Here is a 23,316-nt window from a genome sequence, read left to right on the forward strand (position 1 = left end):
CCGACCTACGGTCGGCGGTCCCCCTCCCCGAGACAAGCTCGGGGAGGATTTGCGATACTTTCAACCCCGCCCCAGCGGGTCGAGCGCGCTGCCGCGGCGTGGCTGCGTGGGGGCAGGCGCACCCCCCATGTCGCGCGCGATCGCTTCCAGCGCGGCGATGCGGTCGCCGGTGTCGGGGTGGGTCGAGAACAGTGCCCGCACGCCCGAGGGCACGATATACAATTGTGCCGCAGCCGGATTGCGCTCGACCACCGGGTTGGGGATGCGCTGTGCCTGGCTCGATATCCGCGCCAGCGCCGAGGCGAGCGCCATAGGCTTGCCGCTGATCTCCGCGCCACCGCGGTCCGCACCGAATTCGCGCGTCCGGCTGATCGCCATCTGCACGATCATCGCCGCGAACGGCGCCACGATCACCGCGAGGATCGACGCCCAGGGGTTGCGGTTGTCGTCGCGGAAGAACAGCCCGAAATTGGCGAGCATCGAGATCGCGCCCGCAATCGTCGCGACCATGGTCATGATCAAAGTGTCGCGGTTTTTCACATGCGCCAGCTCATGCGCCATGACGCCCTCGATCTCGTCGCGGCTGAGCATATTGAGCAGACCGGTGGTGGCGGCGACGGCGGCATTCTCGGGGTTGCGGCCCGTGGCGAACGCATTGGGTGCGGCCTGATCAATGACATAGACGCGCGGCATCGGCAGCCCGCCGCGCTCGGCGAGCCGGGCGACCAGATTGTAGAAATCCGGATGGCTCTGCGCGTCGATCTCGACCGCGTTGTGCATCTTGAGCACGATCTTGTCGGCGTTCCAGAAGGTGAACAGGTTCATGCCCGCCGCAAACAGCAGCGCAATCACCGCACCACCCGATCCGCCCAGCGTATAGCCCAGCGCCATGAACAGCGCGGTCAGCGCTGCCAGCAGCATGGTGGTCTTCATCCCGTTCATCGTTCTTCTCTTCAATCCTTTTGCACCGGCGCAGCCAACCGCTTCACATTCGGGTGGTCTGCCCCATATTGCCTTCATCAGATGTAATATCGCGCGCGCCGCTTTCAATCGGGCCTGCGCCCAGACGCTCAACCTCGAGGATCCGCTTCCATGCCCGAAACTCCCCGCGCAACCCGTCGTCCCGATCACGTCAAGCCGCCTGCGCATTGGGCCAAGTCCGTCCCCGTTCCCGCGCCACAGCCGATTTCCGACGACCAGGCCGAAGAGGCCGCGCGCGGCCCGACCCGGTTCGGCGACTGGGAGCTCAAGGGCATCGCGATCGATTTCTGACGCCCCCAATCCTGACCTTTCCGGGTGAGGAATTCGTTTGCGCACCCCGCTGTGATCGGTCCATATCCGATCACAGGGGCAACGGGGGCAAGTCCATCATGGCCAGTTTAGCAGGATCGCCCGTCGGGCCGCGCACGCTCGCGCCCGATCGGTTCGAACAGGTGATGGCGCTTGCGGCAATGTTGCTGCTGGGGTGCGTGATCGTCGCGGTGACCAAGGGCGTGGACGGTCTGGCGAAAGTGCCGCCGTTCATCCTGCTGCATCTGGCAACCATCACCATCGCGCTGGCGCTCACCCCGGTGATGCTGCTGCGCCCGCGCGGCGACCGCAGCCACCGCCGGCTCGGCACCATCTGGGTGCTGGCGATGTTCTCCACCGCTGCGCTGTCGTTCGGCATCCGCACCAACCAATGGGGCGGGTTCAGCGTGATTCATATCCTGTCCGTCTGGACCGTGATCCAGGTGCCGATCATCTGGTGGACCGCGCGCAATCACAAGATCGCCCGTCACCGCAGCGCAGTGCGCGGCATGGTGTTAGGGGCGCTGCTGATCGCCGGGTTCTTCACCTTCCCCTTCGACCGGATGCTGGGCCGCTGGCTGTTCAGCTGAGTGCGAGCAAGCGGCTCCGCAGCGCGATCGCGTCATCCAGCGGGATGGCGTGGATGGTGACCGGTGATGACCGTCCGGCAACCCCGATTTCGATCTCGGCCAGGCCGATGAAGCGGCTCACCGCGCTCTGCGTGATGTCGACGCTTTGCACCCGGCGCAGCGGCAGCAGCGTCAGGCGCTGCGCCCAGAAGCCGTCGCGGACATAAAGCTGCGTGCCTTCCAGCGCATACCGGTGCGCGCGCCAGTGCAGCCTGCTGCACAGGGGCACGGCCGGCAGCAGCGCATAGAGCAGAAACAGCCACGGATTGGCGAAGGTCGCCGATACGCCGATGCCGATCATCGGCACAGGCAGCGCGAACACCAGCGGCACCCACCACATCGCCGGGTCGACGGGCTGCATCTCGGGATAATCGGTGTCCCAGCGGATACCGGTCTCGTTCAGTATCGCGCGCACCTCATCGGCATGCGCCAGCGGAGCGATGGCGTGGTCGCTTTCCTTCTCGCTGTCGCTGGCCAGGCTCTGGACCTTGAGTTCGAACCAGCCCAGCCGTCGCCGCAGCGGGCCAGTGGCGATGACCGCAGCCTGGATGCGGTGCAGCGGCATCACCACATCGGTGAGCGTGATCAGCCCGCGCCGCCTGCGAAACCCGGTTTCGGTGCGGTCGAGCCGGAAGCCGTGCTCGCGCAAGACCGTGCGGATCACGCCGCCTAGCAGCCCGATCACCAGCAGGCTGAACAGCGCAGCGATGATCGACATCACTCGGGCGGCGATGTCGAGCGCGGCAAACAGGTCCTCCAGCCCCAGCATATCGAGCAGTCGGCGCGGATCCCAGATATCGCCGGGCAGTAGAAAATCGAGATTGTTGACCAGTGCACCAACGAGCGCGAAGAACACCAGCGAGAAATTGAACACGCCGGCGGTCAGCACCCGGCGGGTGTCCATCGCGAACATCGGCCTGGTCTCGGCCGCGGCATGCGTGAATTCCGGCGCGGCTTCAGCTGCAGGCTCGGTGGTCTCCTGCGCCGCCTTGCGCAGCCTGATGACATCGCGCAACCGGCTCGCTTCGGCCAGATCGACCGAATCGAGCACGCCTTCATCGCCGCTGCCGCTGCTCCCGGTTTCCAGCCGCACCTTGGCCATGCCCAGCATCCGGGCGAGCAGGCCCTGTTCCAGATTGACGTCCTGGATGCGTTCGTAGGGGATCGAGCGGACATTGCGGCTGATGATGCCGCTGGCGATGCGCAGTTCCTCCTCGCCCAGCCGATAGGAAAAGCGCCACCATTTCCAGAATTCGGTGCCGAACATCGCGACGATCGCAAAGAAGGCGATCAGCGCGACCCAGCCGCGGATTTCGTCCGGCCCGCTCAGTCGCAGTGCGATCAGCCCGATGATCGCCTGGGGCAGTTGGCGCGACAGGTTGAGCAGCAAGGTCAGCGGGTGCAGCCGCCGTTCGATCGCCGTGTCGGCGATCGGGACGGGCTGCGGGGCGATCAGCGTTCCGTTCATTCTGCCTCGCGGCGGATGTGCAGCCGCATCGCGTCGCGCATCGCTTCGGCATCGGGGCGGGTCAGGCCGGGCAGGGTGACGATCGAATTGTGGGTGCCTGCGGTGTGCACCGTGAGGCTGGCGAGGCCGAACAATCGTTCGACCGGGCCTTGTGCCACATCAATATGCTGGATGCGCTTGAACGGCACGATGGTATCGGTGCGGAACAGCCAGCCGCGCGCCACCCGAAGCTGTTCGTCGGCGCCGCTATAGCCCCAGCGGCGCCATTTGCGCTGGGGGAGGAAGACAATCACGAACGCACCGAACGCGAGCACCGGTGCCAGCACCGCGCCCTGTTGCATGCCGCCTTTGACATGCATCACCACCTCGACCACGCCGGCCCCCACCACCACAGCCAGCACCACTAAAGCCGTCATGATGCGGATGACGTTGCGATAGGCAGGCTCGACCGGTTGCAGACCGGCGTCGAGCGCCGACACCGACGGGACCGGCTGATCGAATATCTCGGCCAAGGATGACGACATGCTCCAACCCACTCCCGAATAACGCCTGAGGCAAAGGCCGATAGCCTTCGCCCGCACCTTATATGGGCGAGGTGTGTTAGTCGCGCAAGTCGGTAGATTGCTGGGCGCGGACGCGCTTATTCGGGCGAGGGGGTTTCCGGCTCGGGCTTGCGCTCGGGTTCGAGGCCATCGGCTTGCGCCCGCATCGCGGCGGCAGCCGCTTCGCGCTCGGCCTTGCGCGAATCCAGCTCGGCGGCGATTTCATCTTCACGCGCTTCGACCGCGGCGGCATCAGCATCGATGTTGGACAGGCGGCGCTGGCGCTCTTCCTCGATCAGGCGGCCTGCAACGACTTCCTCGCTGGTCTTCTTCTCGAGCCGTGCGGCCAGGCCAAGCTGCTGGCTGCAGCCGGTGAACCCGCCCGCGCCGACCGGCGAGCAGCTGTCGGTGCCGAAGTTGCCGACCGTTTCCATCGAGCGGACCCGCTCGGTCCACGAGGTGTTGGCGATCGAATTGGGGTCGCTGCGCAGCTTCTCGGGAATGCGATAGCGCTCCTGCTCGTCCATCCGCATGCACACGACGATCTCATTGGGGTTGGTCGAAGGCTCGCAGGCATCGCTGCCATAAACGATCCTCTGCACCACCTTGTCGCCAGCAGCATCCTGAGCAGAGGCCGGCGCGGCGAAGGCCGTTCCAATAAGCAGCAGGGCTGCCAGGGTTCCGGTCTTCATCGTCAGTCTCCTCAAGATCAGATCAGCAGTGTCGGCCTGTATCCGCCCGTGCATGAACGAGGCGTGACGCTTTGGCCAGATCAGATACGCTTGGAAAGCGCGATTGCCGCGCGGCAGCCCATGCGGATCACCGCGCTCATCACGGGATAGCCCACCGCCTGTTCGGCGCCCTCGGCCAGCGCGCGCTCCTTGTGCTCAAGCTCTTCTTCGCGGAATTTCGCGATCGCCGCGCTGAGCTCGGGATCGCTGTCACCCAGTTCGTCCAGCTGCTCGGAATAATGCCGGTCGATTTCGGTCTCCACCGCGACGGTGCAGGCCATCGCCGCCTTGGGACCGATCAGAGCGGTTACCGCGCCGAGGCCGAAGCCTGCGACATTCCAGAACGGCTGCAATGCGGTGGGGCGGACCCCGCGCTCGGCCATCATCCGGTCGAAGAACGCGCGGTGCACCTCTTCCTGCTCCGCCATCCCGGCGATCGCGCGCGCCTCGGGCCCGGTATCGCCCATCACCGCGCGCTGGCCTGCATAGATGCGGGTCGCGCCATATTCCCCGGCCTGGTTGACCCGGATCATCTCGGAAAGATCGATCTCGCGCCTGGCGGGGTTGAGCGGCTCGTTCTGGTGGGTCATGCGACTATGGTTCCCGGCTGTTTGCGGCGTAGCAGCAGATAGATGGCGGCGGCTCCGGCCAGCGACAAGAGGAAATTATAGCCTGCGAGCGAGATGCCGAACATCGACCAGGGCGCCGCGTCGCAGCGTACCAGAGGCGCTGCCATGATCGAGTTGAGCACGTCGTCGGTGGTGGCCCCTGCGGGCACCGAGGTGGCGCAGCTGGTAAGGCCTTCCCACCAGCCATATTCGACTCCGGCGTGAAATCCGCCGATCAGCCCGCTGGTGGCGATGGCGATCGCGGCAAGCGCCGCCATGCCAACGGCCAGGCCCTGTACGCGCCGCACCGAGAGCACCGCAATGCCGCCCAGCGCCAGCGCAGCCCAATGCGGCCAGCGCTGCCAGTAGCACATCTCGCACGGGTACAGCCCGAAGACATATTGGCTGACCAGCGCCCCCCCGAGCAGGAATGCAGGGATCAGCAGTGCCAGCCAGGCAGCGATACGCGGCGCGCGCGAAGTCATGTCAGATCAGGCCCCCGAAACAAGCAAGGAAAACTGCAGCATCCTGAACGCTGATGCTCAGTTGCGGCGAGTCACCGGACGGGCCGCACCAGTGGAACGCGCAGGAAGGCCGCGGGTTGCAGCCAGCCGCGGGCTCGCCAGCGTGGTCCTCTGCAGCGTTGCCAGCGCGTAATAGAGCTGGAAGTCCTCGATGCCCTTTTCCTTGAGCTGCTCTGTGGTCATCGTGAAACGCGGATCGGCGAGCTTGTCGACCTCCAGATCCTTGTCGTCGAGCCCGATCTCATTGATCAGATGCCCGCGCAGATCGGATTCGCGCAGCTTCATCCGGGTCTTGTAATCCGGGTCGGACAGCTGCGGAACCGCGATATCCGGTTCGATCCCGCCTTCCTGCACCGAATTGCCCGAGGGCGTGAAATAGCGTGCGGTGGTGAGCTTGAGCGCGGTAGTGCGCGACAGCGGCAGCAGCGTCTGCACCGATCCCTTGCCGAAGCTGCGCTCGCCCATCACCAATGCGCGGCGATGGTCCTGCAGCGCGCCTGCGACGATTTCGGAAGCTGAGGCGGAGCCCGAATCGACCAGAACAATCAGCGGCGCGCCATTGATGACGTCGCCGGGACGCGCATAATAGCGTTCGATATCTCCCTTGTGGCGGCCGCGCTGCGAGACGATCTCGCCCTTCTGCAGGAACGCATCCGACACCGCGACGGCTTCGTCGAGCAGCCCGCCGGGGTTGGAACGCATGTCGAGCACATAGCCGGTGGGCTTGCGACCCAGCTTTGCCTCGATGCCCTGCACCGCCTCTTCGACATCTGCACCGACGCTGGCGGTGAAGCTGGCGATGGTTATGATGCCGATATCGTCCTTCACCTCCCAGGTGACAGGCTTCAGGTCGATGATCGCGCGGGTGACGCTGACGTCGAACGGCTTGTCACGGCCTTCGCGCACGATGGTGAGCTTGATCGAGGTGCCCGGTTCGCCGCGCATCTGGTCAACCGCATCGTCGAGCGTACCGCCATAGATCAGCTTGCCGTCGAGATGGGTGATATAGTCGCCCGCCTTGATCCCGGCCTTGTCGGCAGGAGTCTCGCGGGTGGGGGCGATCACTTTGACCGCGCCGTCCTGCATCGTCACCGACAGACCCAGGCCACCGTACATGCCTTCGGTCTGGGTGCGCAGATTGGCGAAATCGCGGGCATCGAGATAGCTGCTGTGCGGATCGAGACTGGCGAGCATGCCGTCGATCGCGCCGCGCACCAATTTGTCGTCGTCCACCGGCTCGACATAATCGGTCTTCACCCGCTCGAAGATATCGACGAAGCGCGAAATCTCCGCCTGGGTATCGGATTCGACTTGCGAAATGGCCGATGTCGCAACAGTCACCAGCGCGACGGCCAGGGCAATTGCGGAAACTCGGGCGAGGCGGGACTTCATCATCAAACGCAACCTTGTTGTTGAACCGGTCTGGACTTCGGCCCGAGTCGCGATGGCCCGGCCATCGCGGATGGCCAGAGCACTCCCCAGGCAATGATCGTCACGCATTCCCCAAAACGCGGTGGATATAGTCTAGGCGTCTGCGCAGCAAAATGCCAGATGCTTTGCCATCAAGAACCGATCCGCTTCGACCAGCGGTCTACGCTAACGTCGGCACCTTTCTGGCAGGTGAATGGCAGCGTCTCAGCTGATCAGCGCGGCAATGTCGATCGGGCGACCATTGCGGCGCAGCTCGACCGTGATCCGGGGACGGTTGTCGCCCGCGCGGCCGATCGGATCGCCCTGCGCGACGCGTTCACCCACCTTGAGCGCGGTACTGTCCATTCCGGTGATCAGGCTGGTCCAGCCGCCGACATGCTCGATGATGACGATGCGCCCGAACCCTCGATAGCGGCCGGCAAACCCGATCCGGCCATCGGCGGGCGCGATCAGCTGCGCCCCGGGGCGCGCGGCGATGGTGAGCCCGCGCGAACGAACCCCGGTGGTCGCGACCTCGCCAAAGCCAGAGACGATCGCTCCCATCACCGGCAGGCGATAGGCGGGGCGGGCGCTGCGGGTCGCGACGGGCGCGTTTTCGACGACCTGCGACTGTTGCGGTCGGGGCGGGCGCAGCACCGGGCCGTCCAGCGCCGCCAGCTGCGCGCGCAACGACCCGCTCGCCTCGATATCGCCGACGAGCGCATCGAGATCCCGTGCGCGTTCGCCGAGCCCCAGCGCCCGCTCTTCCTCCAGCGCCGATGTGCTGGCGAGCTGGCGCGACTGCGCGCGCGACCGGGCCTCGAGCCGCGCCAGCGCGGCGCGCCGGTTGGCCAGCTCCCTGCGGCCATCGCGCTGAAGCCGGGTGGCGCGCCTGGCCTGTGCGGCCAGATCGGCGGAGCGCGCGATGTCCTTGCGCAGCAGCGCGGTCTGCGCCTCGACCCGGGGCAGGGTGGTGGCCAGCACCGCACGCACGCGGACCATGTCGTCGATCGATCCGGGCTGGACCAGCGCGAGCATGGTGGGGCGGCGGGCCAGCGATTGCAGCGCCGCAGTGAGCCTTACCAGCGGCTGCTGGCGGCTGGCCAGCCGCGCCCTTTGCGCGCGTTGCAGCGTGGCGATGATCTTCACCCGCGCCTCGGCCGCAGCGATCTCGGCCTCGGCCTCCTGCACCCGCGATGCCAGCGCGCGCGCATCGCGCCGCGCCTTGTCGGCTGCTTCGGTGGCGGCCTCGGCCTGCTGTTCGAGCTGGCGGCTGCGGCGCGCGGCGGCCCTGGCGTCGGCGAGCGAGCGGGCGAGTGCGGCGCGTTCCTGCTCGAGCAGATCGACCCCGCGCTGGACGGGGGCAGCGCTTCCCGGCAGCGCAGCGACGATCAGCGCGCCTGCCACCAGCAACAGGGCAAGGGGGCGCCGCACGACCGCTCAGCCCTCGCGATGATAGGGATGGCCGGCCAGGATGCTTGTGGCGCGGTAGAGCTGCTCGGCAAGCATCGCGCGCGCCATCAGGTGCGGCCAGGTCGCCTTGCCGAACGCGATCAGCAGGTCGGCGCCTTCGCGCTCGGCATCGTCAAAGCCATCCGTCGCGCCGATCAGGAAGCGGGTTTCGCGCACGCCGTCATCACGCCAGTGTCCGAGCGCCTGAGCGATGTCGATCGACGTCATCTGCTTGCCCAGTTCATCGAGCATCACGGTGCGGCTGCCCTGCACCGGCGGCGGTACCGTGCCGCCACGGTCGGGCAGTTCGGTGATCGCCAGCGGCCACTGGATGCGCCTGACATAGCGCTGCACCAGCTCGGCCTCGGGCGACCGGCCGATCTTGCCGCGCGCGATGATGTGCAGGCGCATAGACGATCATCCTGCCTGGACGGGTCAGTGCTGGATCCGCGTGTACGGATCAGGCGTTGGGCGTTTCCGGCGCGTCGCCAAAGGCCCACATGCGTTCCAGATTGTAGAAGGTGCGCACTTCCGGGCGGAACAGATGGACGATGACATCGCCGGCATCGATCAGAACCCAATCGGCATTGGTCAGACCTTCGATCCGCGCGGTGCCGCCGGACTGCTTGATCTTCTCGGCGAGCTTCTGCGCCATCGACGCGACCTGGCGGGTCGAGCGACCCGAGGCGATGACCATGAAATCGGCGATGTTGCTTTTGCCGGCGAGCGGGATCGAGACCACTTCCTGCGCCTGATCGTCGTCGAGCGACTGCATCACCAGCGCATGCAGTTCGGTGGCTTCGGCCAGCTGCGTTTCCGCGGTCCGGTGGGACGGGCGAACCGCGCCGGTCTGGGCGGTACCGGGCTGGGCGGTGCCGGTCGGGGTGGGAGAAAGATTGGTCAATGGAACTCCTTGCGAAAATACGCTTGATCATGGGTCCGGCGCCGGAACGGCGACCGCGAGAAAGGCACAGGGTGAGGGGTTGAAAACATATCCCGGCAAGGGATGGATGAAGGTCCGGCTGGGGCCGTCACGCAAGGACCTGCCGGGTCACTGCATCGCGCACGATTGCATCGGCGTAATCCAGGGACCAGTCGGGATCACCCCTGCGCAAGGCAGTGGCAGATCGCGGATCAGGACGAAAGCGCAGCTGCACGAGCGCCGGCATACTCCATCGTGTCCAGTCACTTGCCTGGTCCCGGGGCCGGACACGATGCCCGAACCAGGCCATTGCGGGGGCCGTAATGGCACCTCCATCATATCCGGGCCGGGCGATGACTGCAATCGGCATTTGCCGCGCTATGTCGCGCCACCGGTGCCATCGGTGGAAATTGGCCAGATTGTCCGCGCCCATGATCCAGATGAACTCGCGCCTGGGATGCCGTTTGCGCAGTTTTGAAAGCGTATCGACGGTGTAGCGCGTGCCCAGCTGCGACTCGATCGCGGTGGCGCGGATGCGGCTGCGGCGGCTCATCTTGCGCGCAGACGCGAGCCGCGCCTTGAGGCTGGCCATGTCGGATGCGCCGGCCTTCAGCGGGTTGCCGGGGCTGACCATCCACCAGATCTCGTCGAGCCCCAAGGCTTCCATCGCGAACAGGCTGATCGCGCGGTGTCCGCGATGCGCCGGGTTGAACGATCCGCCGAGCAGGCCGGTGCGAACGGGACGGTTGTTCATTCAGGCAGACCCCAGTCCTGGCGCTCGTGATAGACGCGCAGGATGTGCAATCCATCGTCCTCGACAGCATAGATCATCAAAAACGGGGCCTTCTTCATTCGCCATTTGCGATGACCCGACGCTCCGACAGGAGATCCCAGCCGCGGGAATTCAAGCAATCGGGAAATCGCTGCCTCAAGCGCCTCGACGATATTGAGAGCGTAGGTCGGGTCTTGCTCAAGAGCGCTCTCGTAAAATTTGAGAAAGTCAGCCTGCGCTGGCAGCGACCACTTTACTTGCATCAGGCTGCTTCATTTCGCTCATGCTTCTGGGCAGCGATCTTCGCTCTGGCGCCCACCTTCATCTCGGTGATCCACTCCTCCATCTGCTCCTGGGTCAGATAGTCGCCGCGCGCGATCGCATCCTCGCCTTCCTTGACGAAATCCAGGAACGCGGTTTCGGCGCGGGCCATCTTTTCGATCGCGCGGGCGGCGAGCCAGCTACGGCTGCGGCCTTGCGCGGCGGCGAGGCGATCGACAAGCGCCATGACTTCGGGATCGATGCGGGCGGTGATGACCTGGGACTTGCTCATGGGCGCATGTATACAATGTATACGCGGTGGCGGCAACCGGCGATCAGGCGCGAACCTGACCCGTTCCTTCGACCAGCCATTTGTAGGTGGTCAGCCCCTCCAGCGCGACCGGTCCGCGTGCGTGCAGCCGCCCGGTGGCGATGCCGATCTCCGCGCCCAGCCCGAATTCTCCGCCATCGGCGAACTGACTCGAGGAGTTGACCATCACGATGGCGCTGTCGACTTCGGCCTGGAACCGCGCGGCGGCGGAAGCATCACTGGTGATGATCGCATCGGTGTGGCCCGAGCTGTGCCGCGCGATATGGGCGAGCGCGCCATCGAGCCCGTCGACGAACGCCGCAGAGACGATCGCGTCGAGATATTCGGTGTCCCAGTCCTCGTCGCTCGCCGAGACTGTGCGTGGTTCGAGCTCAAGCACCATATCGTCGCCGCGCACCTCGCAACCGCCATCGGCCAGCGCGGCGAGCAAGGACGCAGCATCGGGATAGTCACGGTCGATCAGCAGCGTTTCCATCGCCCCGCAAATTCCGGTGCGGCGCAGCTTGGCATTCACGACGATCGCCGTGGCCATATCAGGGTCGGCGGCCGCATGGACGAAGCTGTGGCAGATGCCGTCGAGATGCGCGAGCACGGGAACGCGCGCATCGGCCTGAACGCGCGCGACCAGCGACTTGCCGCCGCGCGGGATGATCAGGTCGATTCCGCCGCTGGCCGCGAGCATAGCCCCGACGGCATCGCGATCCTGGGTCGGCACCAGTTGCACCGCCGATGCGCCGATCCCTGCGCCGTTGAGCCCGCGCACAAAGCTGGCGTGCAGCGCGCGGTTGCTGTGCATCGCCTCGCTGCCGCCGCGCAGGATCACCGCATTGCCCGACCGCACGCACAAGGCAGCGGCGTCGATGGTGACGTTGGGGCGGCTTTCATAGATGATCCCGATCACCCCGATCGGCACGCGCACCCGGCGCAATGTCATGCCCGCCGGCGCGGTGCGCCGGTCGATTTCCTCACCCACCGGATCGGGCAGTGCAGCGACGGCATCGACGCTGTCGGCGATCGCGGCAAGCCGTGCCGGGTCCAGCCGCAGCCGGTCCAGCAGGGCAGGGGTAAGCCCGCGTGCAGCTCCGGCCTCGCAGTCGCGGGCATTGGCTGCAAGGATCTCCGCCGTGTCGGCGCGCAAGGCCTTGGCTGCGGCGCGCAGGGCTTCGGCCTTGGCCGTGTTGCTCATCCGCTTGAGGCTGGTCGATGCCTGGCGCGCGTCCTCACAGCAGCGATCGATGATCTGGACAGCAGTCAGTTCGGGCGTGGAGGGGGCGGCGGTCAACATGCCCCGCCTGTAACAGTGCAAGGCAGTGGTTCCAAGCCGCGACTCGGCAACCCCGCTGGATAGGAAAAAAACGACTCGCAACCGATTGCACGGAGGTTTTGACAGCTTGAATGTCGCTTCAATTGCGAAAAATTCACTTCGAAATGCGGTTCATCGCACGACTCGTCCGACTCGTGGCAATCACGAGGGAGTCGATTCGCCAACCCCGATTCGCTTTGCTAGCCGCGCTTCGGGGTTAATTTTAGGGTCGAACGGGTCGTGCGCATTTCAATGGTGCGCAAGCGTGTTACCGATACGCTTGCGCAATGGTTCCCTGATCGCGAATTTTTCATGCGGTCGCAGGGGCAGATCAAATTCGTGAAGGTTTCGGCGCGGCTGCAGATGGCGGTTGCGGGCGCGATTGCTGCTGCGCTGCTGCTGTGGCTGTTGGTCACGCTCGCCATGCTGGTCAGCCAGTACAGCATCAGCGCGGAGCGGCTGGCGCTGGTGGCCAAGCAGGCGCAGGTCGAAAGCTCCGCCAGCCGCGTTGCCGCCTATCGCTCCTCGGTCAACGACGTCGCCGCCGACCTGGAAAAGCGCCAGGCATTTCTCGAAGACATCGTCACCAGCTATATCGGCGAGCAGGCCGCCAGCGAGGATGCCACCACCGTGGTGGGTGATGCCGCCAAGGGCAGCAGCGACGAGGCGGCCAAGACGGCCAAGAAGATCAGCGCCATGGTTCCCGAGGCAGCAGGGCTTGCCCGCATGGAAGCCCGCCAGATCGCCTTTGTCGAGCAACTGACCAAGGCCGCGGCAGTGCGCGCCAGCGCCGCCGAACAGGCCATTCGCAAATTCGGCCTCAACCCGGACAGCGTCGCACGCGCCAGCGCGTCCGCCCAGGGTGGTCCGTTCATTCCGCTGAAGAGCTCGGGCGCGCTTCGGCTCGACCGTCGCTTCACGACATTGGGCCAGACGCTGGCGCGCATGGACGCGCTCGAGCGGGGCCTTGTCGCCATCCCTTCGGGCGCGCCGGCTCTGGCTCCGGCCATCACCAGCGGCTTCGGCTATCGCCGCGATCCGTTCACCGGCGCGGCAGCGCTCCATAGCGGCATTGATTTCAAGGGCGCGCACGGCTCGTCCATCCTCGCAGCGGCCCAGGGCAAGATCGTTTTCGCAGGCGTGAAGAACGGCTATGGCAATTGCGTCGAAGTGTCGCACGGCAACGGCCTCGTGACCCGCTATGCCCACCTGTCCTCGATCGGCGTCCGCATCGGGCAGAAGGTCGACAAGGGTGAACGCCTGGGCGGCATGGGAAGCACCGGCCGGTCCACCGGCACGCATCTGCACTTTGAAGTGCGCCACAACGACCGTGCCATGAACCCCCGCCCGTTTCTGGAGGCCAACCGAGATGTTCTCAAGATCCAAGCCGTCGCCGAACAGCGGACCGACGACGCCACCCGCTAACGCCCGCTCAGCCAGGTCAGGATCCAGCATGGTCGGTAATTCCACTTTCTCCGTGATCGGCTCCGATGTGGTGATCACCGGCAACATCTCGGCGAAGGTCGATCTGCACATTGATGGCCGGGTGGAAGGCGATATCAGCTGCGCCTCGCTGGTGCAGGGCGAATCGAGCAGCATCCACGGCGCGATCACTGCGGAGACCGCGCGACTCGCAGGCAATGTGACCGGATCGGTCGATGCCCGCGATCTGGTGATCACCGCCAGCGCGCAGGTGACTGGTGACGTCAGCTACGAGACGATCACCATCGAGCAGGGTGGTCATGTCGATGGGCAGTTCCGTCACAAGAGCAAGGTCGCCCATTCCGCAGCGTCCACGCTCGCCAACCCCGCTTCGGGCGAGGACCGCCCGGCGCTTTTGCTGTCGAACTGACGCCGCCAAAGCATCGCCGCTGCAAAATGCCGCTTTGCGTGAGCGCTGAGCCCGCTTAATCATGCGGGCATGACACAAACCCGCCCGATCCTCGCCGCGCTGCCCCTGCTGGCCGCGACCCTGCTTGCCGCTTGCCAGGCCGAGCCGGAGAAACGGGCCGAGGCTGCGCAGGATCCGCATCAGGGCATCGGCCTGCCACCGGGACATCCGGCGATCGCGCTTCCGGGCGAGGGCGGGGCAGAGAGCAATCCGGCAGCATCGGGTCACCCGCCGGTGATCAGCCTGGATGGCGAGGGGCTGCGGTTGGTCGATCCCAAAAGCGGCGCGACACGGCCACTGGCGTTCGGAGTCGATCAGGCGCAGCTGAGGCTGGTTGCAGAGAAGCTCAAGGGCCCGGCCAAGGCGGGTCGCAACGAAGAATGTGGTGCAGGCCCGCTGAGTTATTTGAGTTGGGATGACGGGCTGACGCTGTATTCGCTCGATGGGCTGTTCGCCGGCTGGGCGCTCGATGAGGCTGGCGCTGCGGTTCCCGCCAAGCCTGCCAAGCCCGCAACGGGCCAGCCTGCGCCCAAGCTCACCACGATGAGCGGAATCGGCATCGGGTCCAGCCGCACGCAGCTGCTCGATGTCTATGATGCGACGATCGAACAGACGACGCTGGGCACCGAGTTCAACGCCGCCGGGCTTTCGGGCATATTGGATGGCCCCGGACCCAAGGCCAAGGTGACCAACCTGTGGTCGGGCGTGAACTGCGTCTTTCGCTGATCAGGCCGCGTCGGCGATCGCCTTGGCTGCCAGGTCGGGTTCCGCGGCAATGACCTTGAGATAGGCGCGCACCGCGGGCGGCGGCATGTGCCGTCCGATCTCGTACTGGCGGATATTGGCAAGCGGAATGCCATAGGCGCGAGCAAACTCGTCCTGGCTCATGCCCAGCCGATTGCGCAGCATGCGGATCCGGCGACCCATCAGCTCCCGTTCCAGCCCCGCGACCGACACGTCGAAATCCTCGAGATCATTCGGATCCTTCAGATTCACGATCGTAGTTTTTTTGTTCACTTGAATTGCTCCTTCGTACCGACATCAAACGACACACATCTCCCCGCCAGACGTGGATTACCGTCCAGAGCCGGCCGTCCACCCTTCCGATCGCCTTGAAGCTGTCCTCCCCCTCGATCGGGCGAGGGGAAGCGACGACGATGTATCCGACATCGTCGAAAACCCGTTTGCCGAACGCGATGGGTACACCGTGCTTGAACCGGTTGACCTCGTCCCTGGCGGGTTCGAATGCGATGTCCATCAGTCGGCGATGCTATGTGAATCACACAGGGATGGCGAGGCAGGGCGTCACTGGCTAGAGCAGGGGCATGACATCGCACTTCACCCCCGTCGCGCCCGGCAAGCTTGCCACTATCGTCACGCATCTGGATATGCGCGCCCGCCCGCGCCCGCGGCCGCTCAAGCCGGTGCCGCTGCGGCTCAAGCGTTGGCAGGCGCCATCAGCGGACAAGTACCGCATGCTCTATCGCAGGGTGGGCGAACCGTGGCTGTGGTTCTCGCGGCTGCTGCTTTCGGACGACGCGCTGACCGCGATCGTTCATCACCCGGCAGTCGAGATCTTCGCGGTGCTCGACCCGCAGGGAATCGAGGTGGGGCTGCTCGAACTCGATTTTCGCCAATCCGGGGCCTGTGAGATCGCCTTTTTCGGGCTGATCGCGCAGCTGACCGGCCAGGGTTTCGGCGGCTGGCTGATGGCGCAGGCGCTGACGCTGGCCTGGCGATCTGGGGTCGAGCGGGTGTGGGTGCACACTTGCACGCTGGATGATCCGCGCGCACCGGGTTTCTACATCGCCCAAGGGTTTGTGCCGATCGCGCGCGAGATCGAGGTCATGGACGACCCGCGCCTCACCGGGCTGATCCCGCGCGAGGCTGCGCCGCACGTCCCTCTGATTTAGCTGAAGGTTTCGGCGACGTCCTCGGCCGCGGGTCCGGCCAACTGCCGATAGAGCGCTGCATAGACGCACACCATCAGCACGCTCAGGAACATGCTGAGCACCGCATCGACCAGCGTGGTCAGCGTTTCGGCCATGTCGCCCCCGACGCCCAGCCGGATGACGAGGCCGATCACGGTCACGGAGGTCAGATAGACGAAGAAGGCGGTGACCGCGACGACCAGCACGAACACCAGCACGCGGCCGCTGTTGCCCTTGGTCAGTGCCCAGGATCGGCGCAGCGCCGCGGTGATCTTATAGTTGCGCTCGGCCACCATTGCCGGGCCTGCGACCAGCAGCTTGATGAAGATGTAGATGCCCGGCAGCACGAAGGCCAGCGAGCCGAAGAACACCATGACCCCGCTCAAAATCCCCATCGCATAATAGGGCAGCAGGATGGACAGCCCGCGGCGCATGGCCTCACCTACCGAAGGCTGCCCGCGGTCGAGGATCAGCACCAGCATCACCACGCTGGCAAAGCCGTTGGCAAGGCCGATCAGAATGATCCAGAAGATATTGTCGGTGTAGAACTGCTGCATCCCCTGGTAGATCGTCTCGAGCGTCGCGTCGGGGGCGCTGACCGGCGGGGGCGAGAACATCGCGAAGGCGAGCCCCGGCAACAGGATAAACACCCCGGCCACGCTCAGCAGCAGTTCGCGATTGGCGCGAAACAGGTGCATCACGTCGTTCCAGCAGGCGGAAAGATCGAGCTTGCGGGTCATGGCGGGATTGGCCTCACTGCCTAAAGCGATTAAAGGCCTGCGCTAAACGGCACGGGCACAGCGCGCAAGGCATTTGGCGCCGGGCTCCGGGCTGGAAGGCAAGGGCAGTATGGCATCGACCAAAGCATCGGCACAGACAGGCGAGGCGGCGATCCCCGAATGGCGGATCGAATCGGGCCTGCTCCCCTATCCTCAGGCGCTGGCCGCAATGGAGGAGCGCAACCGCGCCATAGAGGCGGGCGAGGCGGAAGAGCTGATCTGGCTGGTCGAGCATCCGCCGCTCTACACTGGTGGCACCAGCGCCGATCCCGCCGAGCTGCTCAGCCAGCAGTTCCCGGTCTATGATACCGGGCGCGGCGGGCGTTATACTTATCATGGCCCCGGCCAGCGTGTGGGCTATGTGCTGCTCGATCTGCGCCAGCGGGGCAGGGATGTGCGCTGCTTTGTCCACGCGCTCGAAGACTGGGTGATCGCCTCGCTGGGCGATCTGGGCGTGTCTGCGCGCCGCGCCGAGGGACGGATCGGTATCTGGACCGACACGCTCAATGGGCAGGAAGCCAAGATCGGCGCGATCGGCGTGCGGGTGCGGCGCTGGGTGACGATGCACGGCTTTGCGGTCAACGTGAACCCGGACCTGACGCATTTCGGCGGCATCGTGCCGTGCGGCATTGCCGAATATCCGGTGACCAGCCTCGCGGATCTCGGCATCGCTGCCACCATGGCCGATCTCGACGCCGCGCTCGCAGCGCAGGCCCCGCGCTTTCTTGCAGGCCTGGGCGGGACGTGCCAAGCAGCTGCGGTACAGGAGACATGATGATGGTGAAGCCGATCTTTCTGGGACTGTCGCTGGCAGCAGCGGGGCTCGCGCTCGGCGGATGCCAGGACAAGGCTGCAGACAGCACAGCGGTCGCGCAAGGCAGCGCGCCCGAAGGCACGATCAGCGACGAGCTGCCCGATCTGGAGCTGCTGCCCAATGATGCGCCGCTCGCCGACCCCGCCGATCTGCCGCCGGTGCCGGGCGTGACCGGCAAGGCTGCGCCCACCGCACCCGAGCGCGCGCTGGCGAGCGATGCGCCGCAGGCCGCCCCCGCGCCCGCTCCAGCAGAGCCCGCGCTCGAAGGGTCGATCGCGGAGTAATTTCCACTTGAGCCGTCACCCCCGCGAACGCGGGAGTCCCACTTTTGCGCCGGTGTTTCGACAAGAGCGGGATTCCCGCGTTCGCGGGAATGACGAAACTGGGACTGGTTTGATCTAGGCCGCGTACACTGTCGGATCGACCAGCCTGGCATCGGCGAAGCCCTGCTTGCGCAGGCGGCAGCTGTCGCACAGGCCGCATGCCTTGCCCTCGGGCGTCGGGTCATAACATGACCAGCTCATACCCGGATCGAGCCCCAGCCGCGCGGCCTCGGCGGCGATCTCGGCCTTGCCGAGGAACTGCAGCGGCGCGTGGATGGTGAACGGCTCGCCCTGGTCGCCCGCCTTGGTGGCGAGGTCGGCCAGCCGCTCGAAGCCCTGGATGAATTCGGGGCGGCAATCGGGATAGCCCGAATAATCGAGCGCGTTGACCCCGATGAAGATGTCGCGCGCGCCCAGCGCCTCGGCCCAGCCCAGCGTGAGCGACAGGAAGATGAGGTTGCGCGCGGGCACATAGGTCACCGGAATGTCATCGCCGACCCCGGTCTTGGGCACGTCGATATCGTCAGTCAGCGCCGATCCACCGAACTGGCGCAGGTCGAGCGGCAGCACGATGTGCCGCACCGCGCCGATATGCGCGGCGATCTTGCGCGCCGCCTCGATCTCGACCCGGTGGCGCTGGTTGTAATCGATGGTCAGCGCGGCAACGGCAAAGCCCTGCTCGATCGCGCGCGCGGCAGAGACCATGGAATCAAGCCCGCCCGATAGCAGGACAACGGCGGTTTTCTGAGGCTGGGTCATGGCTTTGCGCATATTGCGCCGCGCCATCTCGGGCAAACCAAAAAATCGGGCCGCGCGGACGTGTCCGGCGGCCCAGTGAGGTCGTTAAGACCTGAATGGAGGAAAGCGTACCGAGTCCGGCACCCGGCTGCTCTACACCCGATGTGGTTAAGAAAACGTGCAGGCCTCAGACCGCGCCGGGTTCAGCCGCCGCAGGCGCCCGCGTAGCGGCCTTCCATCGTCATCGCGAAGGGCGAGTTCTGTGCGATGCCTTGCGAATCGATCTGGATCAGCCCGCGGCCTTCATATTTGATCGTGGTGCGACCCGACCCGCCGCTGGCACAGCGATAGGTGACGGTCACTTCGTCGGGCTCGTCCGAAACAACGAAGCGACTGCACTGGACGTCCTTGTGGCGCAGCTGGAGCAGCTTGCGAGGGTCGCGTATGCAGATCTTGTCGGCGCTCTGGGCGCTGCCGCGTTCCTTCAAATTCCACAATCCCGGCTGGACCTTGTTGAGCATGGCGAGTTCGGGGCCCTGAGCGGGGGCAGGAACGCAGGCGAGCCCCGCCGCAGCAGCGGCAACGGCCATCCATTTCCAGCGAAGGTGAAGCATCGTCATCTGGTGTAACCCTATCGTTGGTCCCCGCACGCGTTGGCGGCAGGAACAGTCAAGTGAGTGCGACCCGATACAGGTTTCTTGCCCCAGGCAATCTGGAGGGCTTACAGGCGAATGATGGCCAAATCAGCCGGCAATTATGGCAGGTTTGCGGCCCCGTCTTGGATGAAAACGCGCTTTCAGCCCGGCCTGGCGGCCGGAGGATCGATATGGAACGCGCGCGAACAGAAGGCGCAGTCGACCACGATTGTGCCGGTATCGCCGACCATTTCGGCCTGTTCCTCGGGCGGAAAGCGGCCGATGACATCGCGGATATGGTCGAGATTGCAGCGGCAACCCTTGACCAGCGCGACGCCATCCTCGGCGCGGACCTCGTCCTCCTCGTGGAACAGCCGCCACAGCAGGTCGCGCCCATCGACGGCAGGATCGAGCAGTTCCGAATGCGTCAGCGTGCTCGACAGGATCGAGACATGCTCCCATTCGGGATGATCGAGCCGCACGTGCAGCCGTTCGCGGCCTTCCTCGCCCTCGGGCAGGTGCTGCACCAGATAGCCCGCGCTGCGGCAGCCGGTGGCGTCGCTCTCGATCGCGATGCGGATCATCGTCGGCACCTGTTCGGACTGGGTGAAATAGCTCTCGCACGCCTGCGACAGCGAATCCCCGTCCAAGGGCACGATGCCCTGATAGCGGCCCTTGCCAAAGCTCTGGTCGAAGGTCATCGCCAGATAGCCCTTGCCGAACAGCGCGAACAGCGAGGGGTTGGCCCCCAGCCGCGCCAACCGCTCGGCATCGAACCGCACATGCCCACGCAACTCGCCGCCGCGATAGTCGACCACCAGCAGCTCGACGATGCCGCCCTCGGTCTGCGCCTGGATGGTCACCTGGCCACCATCCTGCTTCATCAGCGACCCGATCAGCGCGGCCAGCGTGATCGCCTCGGCCAGCACCAATTTGATGCAGGTCGGGTAATCATGCGCCGCAAGGATCTCGCGCAGCACGCTGTCCAGCCGCACGAAACGGCCCCGCGCATCGCGGGCAGGGAGGGTGAAATGGACGGGCAGGGCTTCGAAGGGGGATGTCATGGGGGGCTATATGGTGTGGCGAGGGGCTGGCGTCAAACCTGCGTTCCGATTGCCCAATGCCGTCATTCCCGCGAACGCGGGAATCCCGCTTGGTGGCTGACGTTCGCGCAGAAGCGGGACCCCCGCCTTCGCGGGGGTGACGAAAGCGTTGTGGTGCTGCACAGTCCGAAGGAGGCCAGGTGTCTGTTCTCGCTGCGATTGCGCCCGGATGTCATATTCCCCTGACGGACGGCCGGTTGGCCATTACAGGATCAAGGCATGGATTTGCCGACTGAATTCCACTGGAGGACACTATGAAACGCCTATGGTCGACGGTCTTTTTGCTGGGTTTCGGTTTGGGCGCTATGCCGGTAGCCGCAGCACAGGATCCTGCGCAGGACCCGGTGGCGGCGAGTTTTGCGGAGCTGAAAAGCCTGGTCGGCATTTGGCGTCAGGTCGACAAGCCGCAATCGCCATTGCGCATCCGGTTCTCGCTGACTGCGGGTGGAAGCGTTCTGGTAGAGGAGTGGCTGCGGGGTGATCAGCCGCATTCGATGACGCTTTACCATCGCGACGGGCCTGATCTGCTCGCGACGCATTATTGTCCGCAGGGAAATCAGCCACGCCTGGTGGCTTCGGTGCCAGCGGGCGGAAAGAGCCTCGAATGGACCTTTCGCGATGCAACGGACCTCGATCCCTTGCACGAATCCCATCTGATCGCGCTGGGTTTCGACCTTTCCAATCCGGGCCGGATTGCGCGGACGGAAACCTATCGCCAAGGGGATGCGGACGAACACTCCGCGCTGCAACTGGTCCGCGATGTGCCCCCCGGAGTGGACCCGGGCTAACGCCAGCGTCTGACGATCTTTTTTCCGTTCGGGCCTAACCCGTATACCGCCCTGCCGTCTCGCGGATCAGCGCAATCATGTTGGGGATGCCCTGCGTGCGGTTCGACGAAAGCTGGTTCTTCAGATCGAACGGGGCGAGCGCGCCCTCGATATCGGCAGCGGCCACCTCTGCCGGCGCCCTGTCCTGCACGCTCAGCAGCACCAGGGCGATGATGCCCTTGGTGATCGCGGCGTTGCTGTCGGCGAGGAAATGCAAGGACCCATCGTCGGTGCGGGTGGGGTAGACCCAGACCGAGGCGGAACAGCCGCGGACCAATGTCGCGTCGGTCTTGAGCGCCTCGGGCATCGCGTCGAGCGTGCGGCCCAGATCGATGATCAGCCGATAGCGATCATCGGCGTCGAGGAATTCATATTCTTCGGCCAGATCGGCCAGTGTGGGCGAGGGAGTTGTCATGGGGGGGCAGATAGCTATGCGGCGGGGCAAAGTCACCCCGCAGCGACCGGCAATTCTTACAGTTCCACCCCGGCGGCGATCGCTTCCAGCTTGCGGATGCGTTCCTTCAGGTCGGCGATCTCGATCCGCGAATGGGTCGAGGGCGATCCGCCGTCACCCAGCGACGGGCTGTGCGCCTCCATTTCGTGGCGCTTGAACGCCAGCCAGTCGCGCCAGCCGCGCAGCGCGGTGGACGAGACCAGTGCAATGGCCAGCAAGGCCGATGTGGCTATCGTCAGATAGAGATAGGCGCTTTCCATGATATTACCCTTTACGGCCCCCGCCGCCCGGTTGGTGGTTCATGCGCCGCATCAGCGGTCGCGCAGTTTCTCGATTTCAAGGCTGAGGTCGCTGGTCTGGCGCTGATCGGTGATCACGCGTTCCAGCACCTGTACCCGCTCCTTCAGCGATCGCACTTCCTCGCGCAGCCGCGATGCTTCGCCGGTGTCGGCAGGCCTGGCGAGTTGCTCATTGCCGTGCTCGTCTTCCAGGATGCCGTGCTTGGCCTTGTACCGGGCCTTCATGACATTCGCGACCATCACGATCAGAACGATGCCGATCACCATTTCAAACGGATTCATGATGCCTTTTCCCTCAAACAGTCTTCAGTGGTTCAGCTCAGCTGCTTCTCGCGAAGATCCTCGATCTGCTGGGCGAGGTCGTCGCGGCCGCGGCCATCGGTGATGATGCGTTCCAGCGTGCGGACCCGCTGTTCGAGCTTGTCGCTCACCTGCGGCCGCTCCATCGCGCGCGCCTTGGTCAGCTCGACTTCCAGCTCCAGCGTCTTGCGCTTGTGGTGGGTCCAGATGGCGAGCCCGCCAATGGCAAATGGTGCAAGCGGGATGGCGGCCCATATAAAATCGAACATCGTTTCATGCCCCCTTATGGCAGTCCGGTTCAGTTCGCGCGCTTGTCGCGCAGTGCCTCGATCTCGTGGGTCAGGCGGTGCGCATCATCGGTGACGATCCGCTCGACGTTGCCCAGACGGTCCTTGATCGATCCCAGCTCGGCGCGCAGCTGTGCATTTTCCTGGCTCAGCAACTTGATCCGCTCGACCGATTCCTGGTCGGTCTTGGGATAGATCGCCTTGCCCCAGCTGTTTTCGAGCGGATAGCCGTTCTTGATGCGCAGCCAGGTTGTGGCAACCCAGCCGAAGGTGATCATCATGCAGCCAGCAACCAGAACCGGTGCAAGAGCTTCAATGAGTGCCAGCTTTTCCATTACGCGCTGTCCTTCTGTACTCTCAGCCGTTCGATTTCATCGGCAAGGCGGTTGCTCGAACTGTTGGCGTCGGTGGCGATGCGTTCCAGCACTGCGATCCGTTCTTCCAACCGTCCGATCTTTCCCGTCAGTTGCTCGTTTTCGTTTGTGAGCAGCGATATTTTTCGATCAGCGTCGGGATCGCTTCGTTCAATGACTTTGCCGGTCCACTGATCTTCGAGCGGATAACCATGCTTGGCGCGGATCCAGGTGGTGATCACCCAGGCCCCCATGGACAGCATGATGATCGCGAGGACAAAACCCGGTCCACCCCAGCTCATGATAGTCTCCTGAAACCTTGTTGTTGATGATGGCTGC

The 23,316-nt window shown here is 65.1% G+C and carries 35 protein-coding genes; 9 read left to right on the forward strand and 26 right to left on the reverse strand.

Annotated features, from left to right (window positions below):
* Nucleotides 1–60 precede the first annotated feature (60 nt).
* Nucleotides 61–942, reverse strand: coding sequence for a zinc metalloprotease HtpX (gene htpX, locus IP68_RS16215; protein WP_197275833.1), 882 nt, complete (start codon nucleotides 940–942; stop codon nucleotides 61–63).
* A gap of 150 nt (nucleotides 943–1,092) precedes the next feature.
* Here htpX and IP68_RS16220 point away from each other — a divergent pair, with 150 nt between their 5' ends.
* Both IP68_RS16220 and IP68_RS16225 read left to right on the forward strand, forming a co-directional pair.
* Nucleotides 1,093–1,272 (forward strand): DUF1674 domain-containing protein, encoded by a 180-nt coding sequence (locus IP68_RS16220; RefSeq protein WP_054136061.1) that lies wholly within the window; start codon nucleotides 1,093–1,095, stop codon nucleotides 1,270–1,272.
* Between the two features lie 98 nt (nucleotides 1,273–1,370).
* Nucleotides 1,371–1,880, forward strand: a complete 510-nt coding sequence (locus IP68_RS16225; protein WP_054136062.1) for a DUF2306 domain-containing protein — start codon at nucleotides 1,371–1,373, stop codon at nucleotides 1,878–1,880.
* On the opposite strand, the gene IP68_RS16230 is transcribed toward IP68_RS16225, so the two are convergent.
* The 13 genes from IP68_RS16230 to IP68_RS16290 form a co-directional block, all read right to left on the reverse strand.
* The gene (locus IP68_RS16230) at nucleotides 1,873–3,387 is read right to left on the reverse strand and encodes a PH domain-containing protein (protein WP_054136063.1); all 1,515 of its coding nucleotides are present in this window, start codon (nucleotides 3,385–3,387) and stop codon (nucleotides 1,873–1,875) included. The two genes, IP68_RS16225 and IP68_RS16230, sit on opposite strands and share 8 nt — an antisense overlap.
* On the reverse strand, nucleotides 3,384–3,911 hold the full coding sequence (locus tag IP68_RS16235; RefSeq protein ID WP_054136064.1) for a PH domain-containing protein: 528 nt from the start codon (nucleotides 3,909–3,911) through the stop codon (nucleotides 3,384–3,386). The genes IP68_RS16230 and IP68_RS16235 overlap by 4 nt, the downstream gene beginning before the upstream one ends.
* A 116-nt stretch (nucleotides 3,912–4,027) precedes the next feature.
* Nucleotides 4,028–4,621 (reverse strand): hypothetical protein, encoded by a 594-nt coding sequence (locus IP68_RS16240; RefSeq protein WP_054136065.1) that lies wholly within the window; start codon nucleotides 4,619–4,621, stop codon nucleotides 4,028–4,030.
* A gap of 80 nt (nucleotides 4,622–4,701) precedes the next feature.
* Complete coding sequence (locus IP68_RS16245; protein ID WP_054136066.1) at nucleotides 4,702–5,250, reverse strand: demethoxyubiquinone hydroxylase family protein; 549 nt, start codon at nucleotides 5,248–5,250, stop codon at nucleotides 4,702–4,704.
* The gene (locus IP68_RS16250) at nucleotides 5,247–5,753 is read right to left on the reverse strand and encodes a disulfide bond formation protein B (RefSeq protein WP_054136067.1); all 507 of its coding nucleotides are present in this window, start codon (nucleotides 5,751–5,753) and stop codon (nucleotides 5,247–5,249) included. The genes IP68_RS16245 and IP68_RS16250 overlap by 4 nt, the downstream gene beginning before the upstream one ends.
* A gap of 57 nt (nucleotides 5,754–5,810) precedes the next feature.
* Nucleotides 5,811–7,184, reverse strand: a complete 1,374-nt coding sequence (locus IP68_RS16255) for a S41 family peptidase (protein ID WP_054136068.1) — start codon at nucleotides 7,182–7,184, stop codon at nucleotides 5,811–5,813.
* 243 nt (nucleotides 7,185–7,427) lie between these two features.
* Nucleotides 7,428–8,636 carry a murein hydrolase activator EnvC gene (locus tag IP68_RS16260; RefSeq protein WP_054136069.1) on the reverse strand — a complete coding sequence of 403 codons (1,209 nt, stop codon included), beginning with the start codon at nucleotides 8,634–8,636 and terminating at the stop codon, nucleotides 7,428–7,430.
* Nucleotides 8,637–8,642: 6 nt separating this feature from the next.
* Nucleotides 8,643–9,065, reverse strand: a complete 423-nt coding sequence (locus IP68_RS16265) for a 23S rRNA (pseudouridine(1915)-N(3))-methyltransferase RlmH (protein WP_054136070.1) — start codon at nucleotides 9,063–9,065, stop codon at nucleotides 8,643–8,645.
* A gap of 49 nt (nucleotides 9,066–9,114) precedes the next feature.
* On the reverse strand, nucleotides 9,115–9,429 hold the full coding sequence (gene rsfS, locus IP68_RS16270; protein WP_150126357.1) for a ribosome silencing factor: 315 nt from the start codon (nucleotides 9,427–9,429) through the stop codon (nucleotides 9,115–9,117).
* Between the two features lie 256 nt (nucleotides 9,430–9,685).
* A complete protein-coding gene (locus IP68_RS16275) occupies nucleotides 9,686–10,330 on the reverse strand; it encodes a nicotinate-nucleotide adenylyltransferase (protein WP_054136071.1) in 645 nt (214 codons plus the stop codon).
* A complete protein-coding gene (locus IP68_RS16280) occupies nucleotides 10,327–10,611 on the reverse strand; it encodes a type II toxin-antitoxin system RelE/ParE family toxin (RefSeq protein ID WP_054136072.1) in 285 nt (94 codons plus the stop codon). Before IP68_RS16280 ends, IP68_RS16275 begins: the two co-directional genes overlap by 4 nt.
* A complete protein-coding gene (locus IP68_RS16285; RefSeq protein ID WP_082382437.1) occupies nucleotides 10,611–10,901 on the reverse strand; it encodes a CopG family ribbon-helix-helix protein in 291 nt (96 codons plus the stop codon). Before IP68_RS16285 ends, IP68_RS16280 begins: the two co-directional genes overlap by 1 nt.
* Nucleotides 10,902–10,944: 43 nt before the next feature.
* Complete coding sequence (locus IP68_RS16290; RefSeq protein WP_369814870.1) at nucleotides 10,945–12,222, reverse strand: glutamate-5-semialdehyde dehydrogenase; 1,278 nt, start codon at nucleotides 12,220–12,222, stop codon at nucleotides 10,945–10,947.
* A gap of 261 nt (nucleotides 12,223–12,483) precedes the next feature.
* Here IP68_RS16290 and IP68_RS16295 point away from each other — a divergent pair, with 261 nt between their 5' ends.
* The 3 genes from IP68_RS16295 (at nucleotide 12,484) to IP68_RS16305 (ending at nucleotide 14,860) form a co-directional block, all read left to right on the forward strand.
* A complete protein-coding gene (locus tag IP68_RS16295) occupies nucleotides 12,484–13,668 on the forward strand; it encodes a M23 family metallopeptidase (protein ID WP_348638117.1) in 1,185 nt (394 codons plus the stop codon).
* A gap of 28 nt (nucleotides 13,669–13,696) precedes the next feature.
* Nucleotides 13,697–14,095 carry a polymer-forming cytoskeletal protein gene (locus IP68_RS16300; RefSeq protein ID WP_054136075.1) on the forward strand — a complete coding sequence of 133 codons (399 nt, stop codon included), beginning with the start codon at nucleotides 13,697–13,699 and terminating at the stop codon, nucleotides 14,093–14,095.
* 69 nt (nucleotides 14,096–14,164) lie between these two features.
* On the forward strand, nucleotides 14,165–14,860 hold the full coding sequence (locus tag IP68_RS16305) for a hypothetical protein (protein WP_054136076.1): 696 nt from the start codon (nucleotides 14,165–14,167) through the stop codon (nucleotides 14,858–14,860).
* Here the strand turns inward: IP68_RS16305 and IP68_RS16310 are convergent, their stop codons facing one another.
* Nucleotides 14,861–15,151 (reverse strand): DNA-binding transcriptional regulator, encoded by a 291-nt coding sequence (locus IP68_RS16310; protein WP_197275834.1) that lies wholly within the window; start codon nucleotides 15,149–15,151, stop codon nucleotides 14,861–14,863.
* Nucleotides 15,108–15,392 carry a BrnT family toxin gene (locus IP68_RS16315; protein WP_054136078.1) on the reverse strand — a complete coding sequence of 95 codons (285 nt, stop codon included), beginning with the start codon at nucleotides 15,390–15,392 and terminating at the stop codon, nucleotides 15,108–15,110. The genes IP68_RS16310 and IP68_RS16315 overlap by 44 nt, the downstream gene beginning before the upstream one ends.
* Nucleotides 15,393–15,459: 67 nt before the next feature.
* Here IP68_RS16315 and IP68_RS16320 point away from each other — a divergent pair, with 67 nt between their 5' ends.
* Nucleotides 15,460–16,047: a GNAT family N-acetyltransferase gene (locus tag IP68_RS16320; RefSeq protein ID WP_054136079.1), complete on the forward strand. Its 588-nt coding sequence runs from the start codon at nucleotides 15,460–15,462 to the stop codon at nucleotides 16,045–16,047.
* On the opposite strand, the gene IP68_RS16325 is transcribed toward IP68_RS16320, so the two are convergent.
* The gene (locus IP68_RS16325; RefSeq protein ID WP_054136080.1) at nucleotides 16,044–16,805 is read right to left on the reverse strand and encodes a glycerophosphoryl diester phosphodiesterase membrane domain-containing protein; all 762 of its coding nucleotides are present in this window, start codon (nucleotides 16,803–16,805) and stop codon (nucleotides 16,044–16,046) included. The genes IP68_RS16320 and IP68_RS16325 overlap by 4 nt on opposite strands.
* 109 nt (nucleotides 16,806–16,914) lie before the next feature.
* Here IP68_RS16325 and lipB point away from each other — a divergent pair, with 109 nt between their 5' ends.
* Nucleotides 16,915–17,619 carry a lipoyl(octanoyl) transferase LipB gene (gene lipB, locus IP68_RS16330; RefSeq protein WP_054136081.1) on the forward strand — a complete coding sequence of 235 codons (705 nt, stop codon included), beginning with the start codon at nucleotides 16,915–16,917 and terminating at the stop codon, nucleotides 17,617–17,619.
* Nucleotides 17,620–17,621: 2 nt separating this feature from the next.
* On the forward strand, nucleotides 17,622–17,942 hold the full coding sequence (locus IP68_RS16335; protein ID WP_054136082.1) for a hypothetical protein: 321 nt from the start codon (nucleotides 17,622–17,624) through the stop codon (nucleotides 17,940–17,942).
* Nucleotides 17,943–18,056: 114 nt separating this feature from the next.
* Here the strand turns inward: IP68_RS16335 and queC are convergent, their stop codons facing one another.
* The 3 genes from queC to IP68_RS16350 all read right to left on the reverse strand — a co-directional run bounded on the left by queC (nucleotide 18,057) and on the right by IP68_RS16350 (nucleotide 20,418).
* A complete protein-coding gene (queC, locus tag IP68_RS16340) occupies nucleotides 18,057–18,740 on the reverse strand; it encodes a 7-cyano-7-deazaguanine synthase QueC (RefSeq protein WP_369814871.1) in 684 nt (227 codons plus the stop codon).
* A gap of 182 nt (nucleotides 18,741–18,922) precedes the next feature.
* Nucleotides 18,923–19,339, reverse strand: coding sequence for a DUF3617 family protein (locus tag IP68_RS16345; RefSeq protein WP_069049608.1), 417 nt, complete (start codon nucleotides 19,337–19,339; stop codon nucleotides 18,923–18,925).
* 176 nt (nucleotides 19,340–19,515) lie between these two features.
* The gene (locus IP68_RS16350; protein ID WP_054136084.1) at nucleotides 19,516–20,418 is read right to left on the reverse strand and encodes an Hsp33 family molecular chaperone HslO; all 903 of its coding nucleotides are present in this window, start codon (nucleotides 20,416–20,418) and stop codon (nucleotides 19,516–19,518) included.
* A gap of 293 nt (nucleotides 20,419–20,711) precedes the next feature.
* On the opposite strand from IP68_RS16350, the gene IP68_RS16355 reads away from it, so the two are divergent.
* Nucleotides 20,712–21,245 (forward strand): hypothetical protein, encoded by a 534-nt coding sequence (locus IP68_RS16355; protein ID WP_156318204.1) that lies wholly within the window; start codon nucleotides 20,712–20,714, stop codon nucleotides 21,243–21,245.
* 34 nt (nucleotides 21,246–21,279) lie between these two features.
* Here IP68_RS16355 and IP68_RS16360 read toward each other — a convergent pair whose 3' ends face one another.
* From IP68_RS16360 to IP68_RS16385, 6 genes are read right to left on the reverse strand one after another with little or no spacing between them, the layout of a single operon-like run.
* Nucleotides 21,280–21,699, reverse strand: a complete 420-nt coding sequence (locus tag IP68_RS16360; RefSeq protein WP_054136086.1) for a SufE family protein — start codon at nucleotides 21,697–21,699, stop codon at nucleotides 21,280–21,282.
* Nucleotides 21,700–21,755: 56 nt separating this feature from the next.
* On the reverse strand, nucleotides 21,756–21,998 hold the full coding sequence (locus IP68_RS16365; protein WP_054136087.1) for a hypothetical protein: 243 nt from the start codon (nucleotides 21,996–21,998) through the stop codon (nucleotides 21,756–21,758).
* Nucleotides 21,999–22,049: 51 nt separating this feature from the next.
* Nucleotides 22,050–22,319, reverse strand: coding sequence for a hypothetical protein (locus IP68_RS16370; protein WP_054136088.1), 270 nt, complete (start codon nucleotides 22,317–22,319; stop codon nucleotides 22,050–22,052).
* Nucleotides 22,320–22,351: 32 nt separating this feature from the next.
* Entirely contained in the window at nucleotides 22,352–22,606 is a 255-nt protein-coding gene (locus IP68_RS16375; protein WP_054136089.1) for a hypothetical protein, read from the reverse strand.
* Between the two features lie 29 nt (nucleotides 22,607–22,635).
* Nucleotides 22,636–22,959 (reverse strand): hypothetical protein, encoded by a 324-nt coding sequence (locus IP68_RS16380; RefSeq protein ID WP_054136090.1) that lies wholly within the window; start codon nucleotides 22,957–22,959, stop codon nucleotides 22,636–22,638.
* Complete coding sequence (locus IP68_RS16385; protein ID WP_054136091.1) at nucleotides 22,959–23,279, reverse strand: hypothetical protein; 321 nt, start codon at nucleotides 23,277–23,279, stop codon at nucleotides 22,959–22,961. Before IP68_RS16385 ends, IP68_RS16380 begins: the two co-directional genes overlap by 1 nt.
* Nucleotides 23,280–23,316: the final 37 nt, after the last annotated feature.

The sequence above is a fragment of the Blastomonas sp. AAP25 genome (genome assembly GCF_001295965.1).
Lineage (GTDB): Bacteria > Pseudomonadota > Alphaproteobacteria > Sphingomonadales > Sphingomonadaceae > Blastomonas > Blastomonas fulva.

What these genes read in the sequence shown, in the direction of transcription:
- htpX (WP_197275833.1), bottom strand. Translation starts at nt 942, where the DNA reads ATGAACGGGATGAAGACCACCATGCTGCTGGCAGCGCTGACCGCGCTG.
- IP68_RS16220 (WP_054136061.1), top strand. Translation starts at nt 1,093, where the DNA reads ATGCCCGAAACTCCCCGCGCAACCCGTCGTCCCGATCACGTCAAGCCG.
- IP68_RS16225 (WP_054136062.1), top strand. Translation starts at nt 1,371, where the DNA reads ATGGCCAGTTTAGCAGGATCGCCCGTCGGGCCGCGCACGCTCGCGCCC.
- IP68_RS16230 (WP_054136063.1), bottom strand. Translation starts at nt 3,387, where the DNA reads ATGAACGGAACGCTGATCGCCCCGCAGCCCGTCCCGATCGCCGACACG.
- IP68_RS16235 (WP_054136064.1), bottom strand. Translation starts at nt 3,911, where the DNA reads ATGTCGTCATCCTTGGCCGAGATATTCGATCAGCCGGTCCCGTCGGTG.
- IP68_RS16240 (WP_054136065.1), bottom strand. Translation starts at nt 4,621, where the DNA reads ATGAAGACCGGAACCCTGGCAGCCCTGCTGCTTATTGGAACGGCCTTC.
- IP68_RS16245 (WP_054136066.1), bottom strand. Translation starts at nt 5,250, where the DNA reads ATGACCCACCAGAACGAGCCGCTCAACCCCGCCAGGCGCGAGATCGAT.
- IP68_RS16250 (WP_054136067.1), bottom strand. Translation starts at nt 5,753, where the DNA reads ATGACTTCGCGCGCGCCGCGTATCGCTGCCTGGCTGGCACTGCTGATC.
- IP68_RS16255 (WP_054136068.1), bottom strand. Translation starts at nt 7,184, where the DNA reads ATGAAGTCCCGCCTCGCCCGAGTTTCCGCAATTGCCCTGGCCGTCGCG.
- IP68_RS16265 (WP_054136070.1), bottom strand. Translation starts at nt 9,065, where the DNA reads ATGCGCCTGCACATCATCGCGCGCGGCAAGATCGGCCGGTCGCCCGAG.
- rsfS (WP_150126357.1), bottom strand. Translation starts at nt 9,429, where the DNA reads ATGCAGTCGCTCGACGACGATCAGGCGCAGGAAGTGGTCTCGATCCCG.
- IP68_RS16275 (WP_054136071.1), bottom strand. Translation starts at nt 10,330, where the DNA reads ATGAACAACCGTCCCGTTCGCACCGGCCTGCTCGGCGGATCGTTCAAC.
- IP68_RS16280 (WP_054136072.1), bottom strand. Translation starts at nt 10,611, where the DNA reads ATGCAAGTAAAGTGGTCGCTGCCAGCGCAGGCTGACTTTCTCAAATTT.
- IP68_RS16285 (WP_082382437.1), bottom strand. Translation starts at nt 10,901, where the DNA reads ATGAGCAAGTCCCAGGTCATCACCGCCCGCATCGATCCCGAAGTCATG.
- IP68_RS16300 (WP_054136075.1), top strand. Translation starts at nt 13,697, where the DNA reads ATGGTCGGTAATTCCACTTTCTCCGTGATCGGCTCCGATGTGGTGATC.
- IP68_RS16305 (WP_054136076.1), top strand. Translation starts at nt 14,165, where the DNA reads ATGACACAAACCCGCCCGATCCTCGCCGCGCTGCCCCTGCTGGCCGCG.
- IP68_RS16315 (WP_054136078.1), bottom strand. Translation starts at nt 15,392, where the DNA reads ATGGACATCGCATTCGAACCCGCCAGGGACGAGGTCAACCGGTTCAAG.
- IP68_RS16320 (WP_054136079.1), top strand. Translation starts at nt 15,460, where the DNA reads ATGACATCGCACTTCACCCCCGTCGCGCCCGGCAAGCTTGCCACTATC.
- IP68_RS16325 (WP_054136080.1), bottom strand. Translation starts at nt 16,805, where the DNA reads ATGACCCGCAAGCTCGATCTTTCCGCCTGCTGGAACGACGTGATGCAC.
- lipB (WP_054136081.1), top strand. Translation starts at nt 16,915, where the DNA reads ATGGCATCGACCAAAGCATCGGCACAGACAGGCGAGGCGGCGATCCCC.
- IP68_RS16335 (WP_054136082.1), top strand. Translation starts at nt 17,622, where the DNA reads ATGGTGAAGCCGATCTTTCTGGGACTGTCGCTGGCAGCAGCGGGGCTC.
- queC (WP_369814871.1), bottom strand. Translation starts at nt 18,740, where the DNA reads ATGACCCAGCCTCAGAAAACCGCCGTTGTCCTGCTATCGGGCGGGCTT.
- IP68_RS16345 (WP_069049608.1), bottom strand. Translation starts at nt 19,339, where the DNA reads ATGACGATGCTTCACCTTCGCTGGAAATGGATGGCCGTTGCCGCTGCT.
- IP68_RS16350 (WP_054136084.1), bottom strand. Translation starts at nt 20,418, where the DNA reads ATGACATCCCCCTTCGAAGCCCTGCCCGTCCATTTCACCCTCCCTGCC.
- IP68_RS16355 (WP_156318204.1), top strand. Translation starts at nt 20,712, where the DNA reads ATGAAACGCCTATGGTCGACGGTCTTTTTGCTGGGTTTCGGTTTGGGC.
- IP68_RS16360 (WP_054136086.1), bottom strand. Translation starts at nt 21,699, where the DNA reads ATGACAACTCCCTCGCCCACACTGGCCGATCTGGCCGAAGAATATGAA.
- IP68_RS16365 (WP_054136087.1), bottom strand. Translation starts at nt 21,998, where the DNA reads ATGGAAAGCGCCTATCTCTATCTGACGATAGCCACATCGGCCTTGCTG.
- IP68_RS16370 (WP_054136088.1), bottom strand. Translation starts at nt 22,319, where the DNA reads ATGAATCCGTTTGAAATGGTGATCGGCATCGTTCTGATCGTGATGGTC.
- IP68_RS16375 (WP_054136089.1), bottom strand. Translation starts at nt 22,606, where the DNA reads ATGTTCGATTTTATATGGGCCGCCATCCCGCTTGCACCATTTGCCATT.
- IP68_RS16380 (WP_054136090.1), bottom strand. Translation starts at nt 22,959, where the DNA reads ATGGAAAAGCTGGCACTCATTGAAGCTCTTGCACCGGTTCTGGTTGCT.
- IP68_RS16385 (WP_054136091.1), bottom strand. Translation starts at nt 23,279, where the DNA reads ATGAGCTGGGGTGGACCGGGTTTTGTCCTCGCGATCATCATGCTGTCC.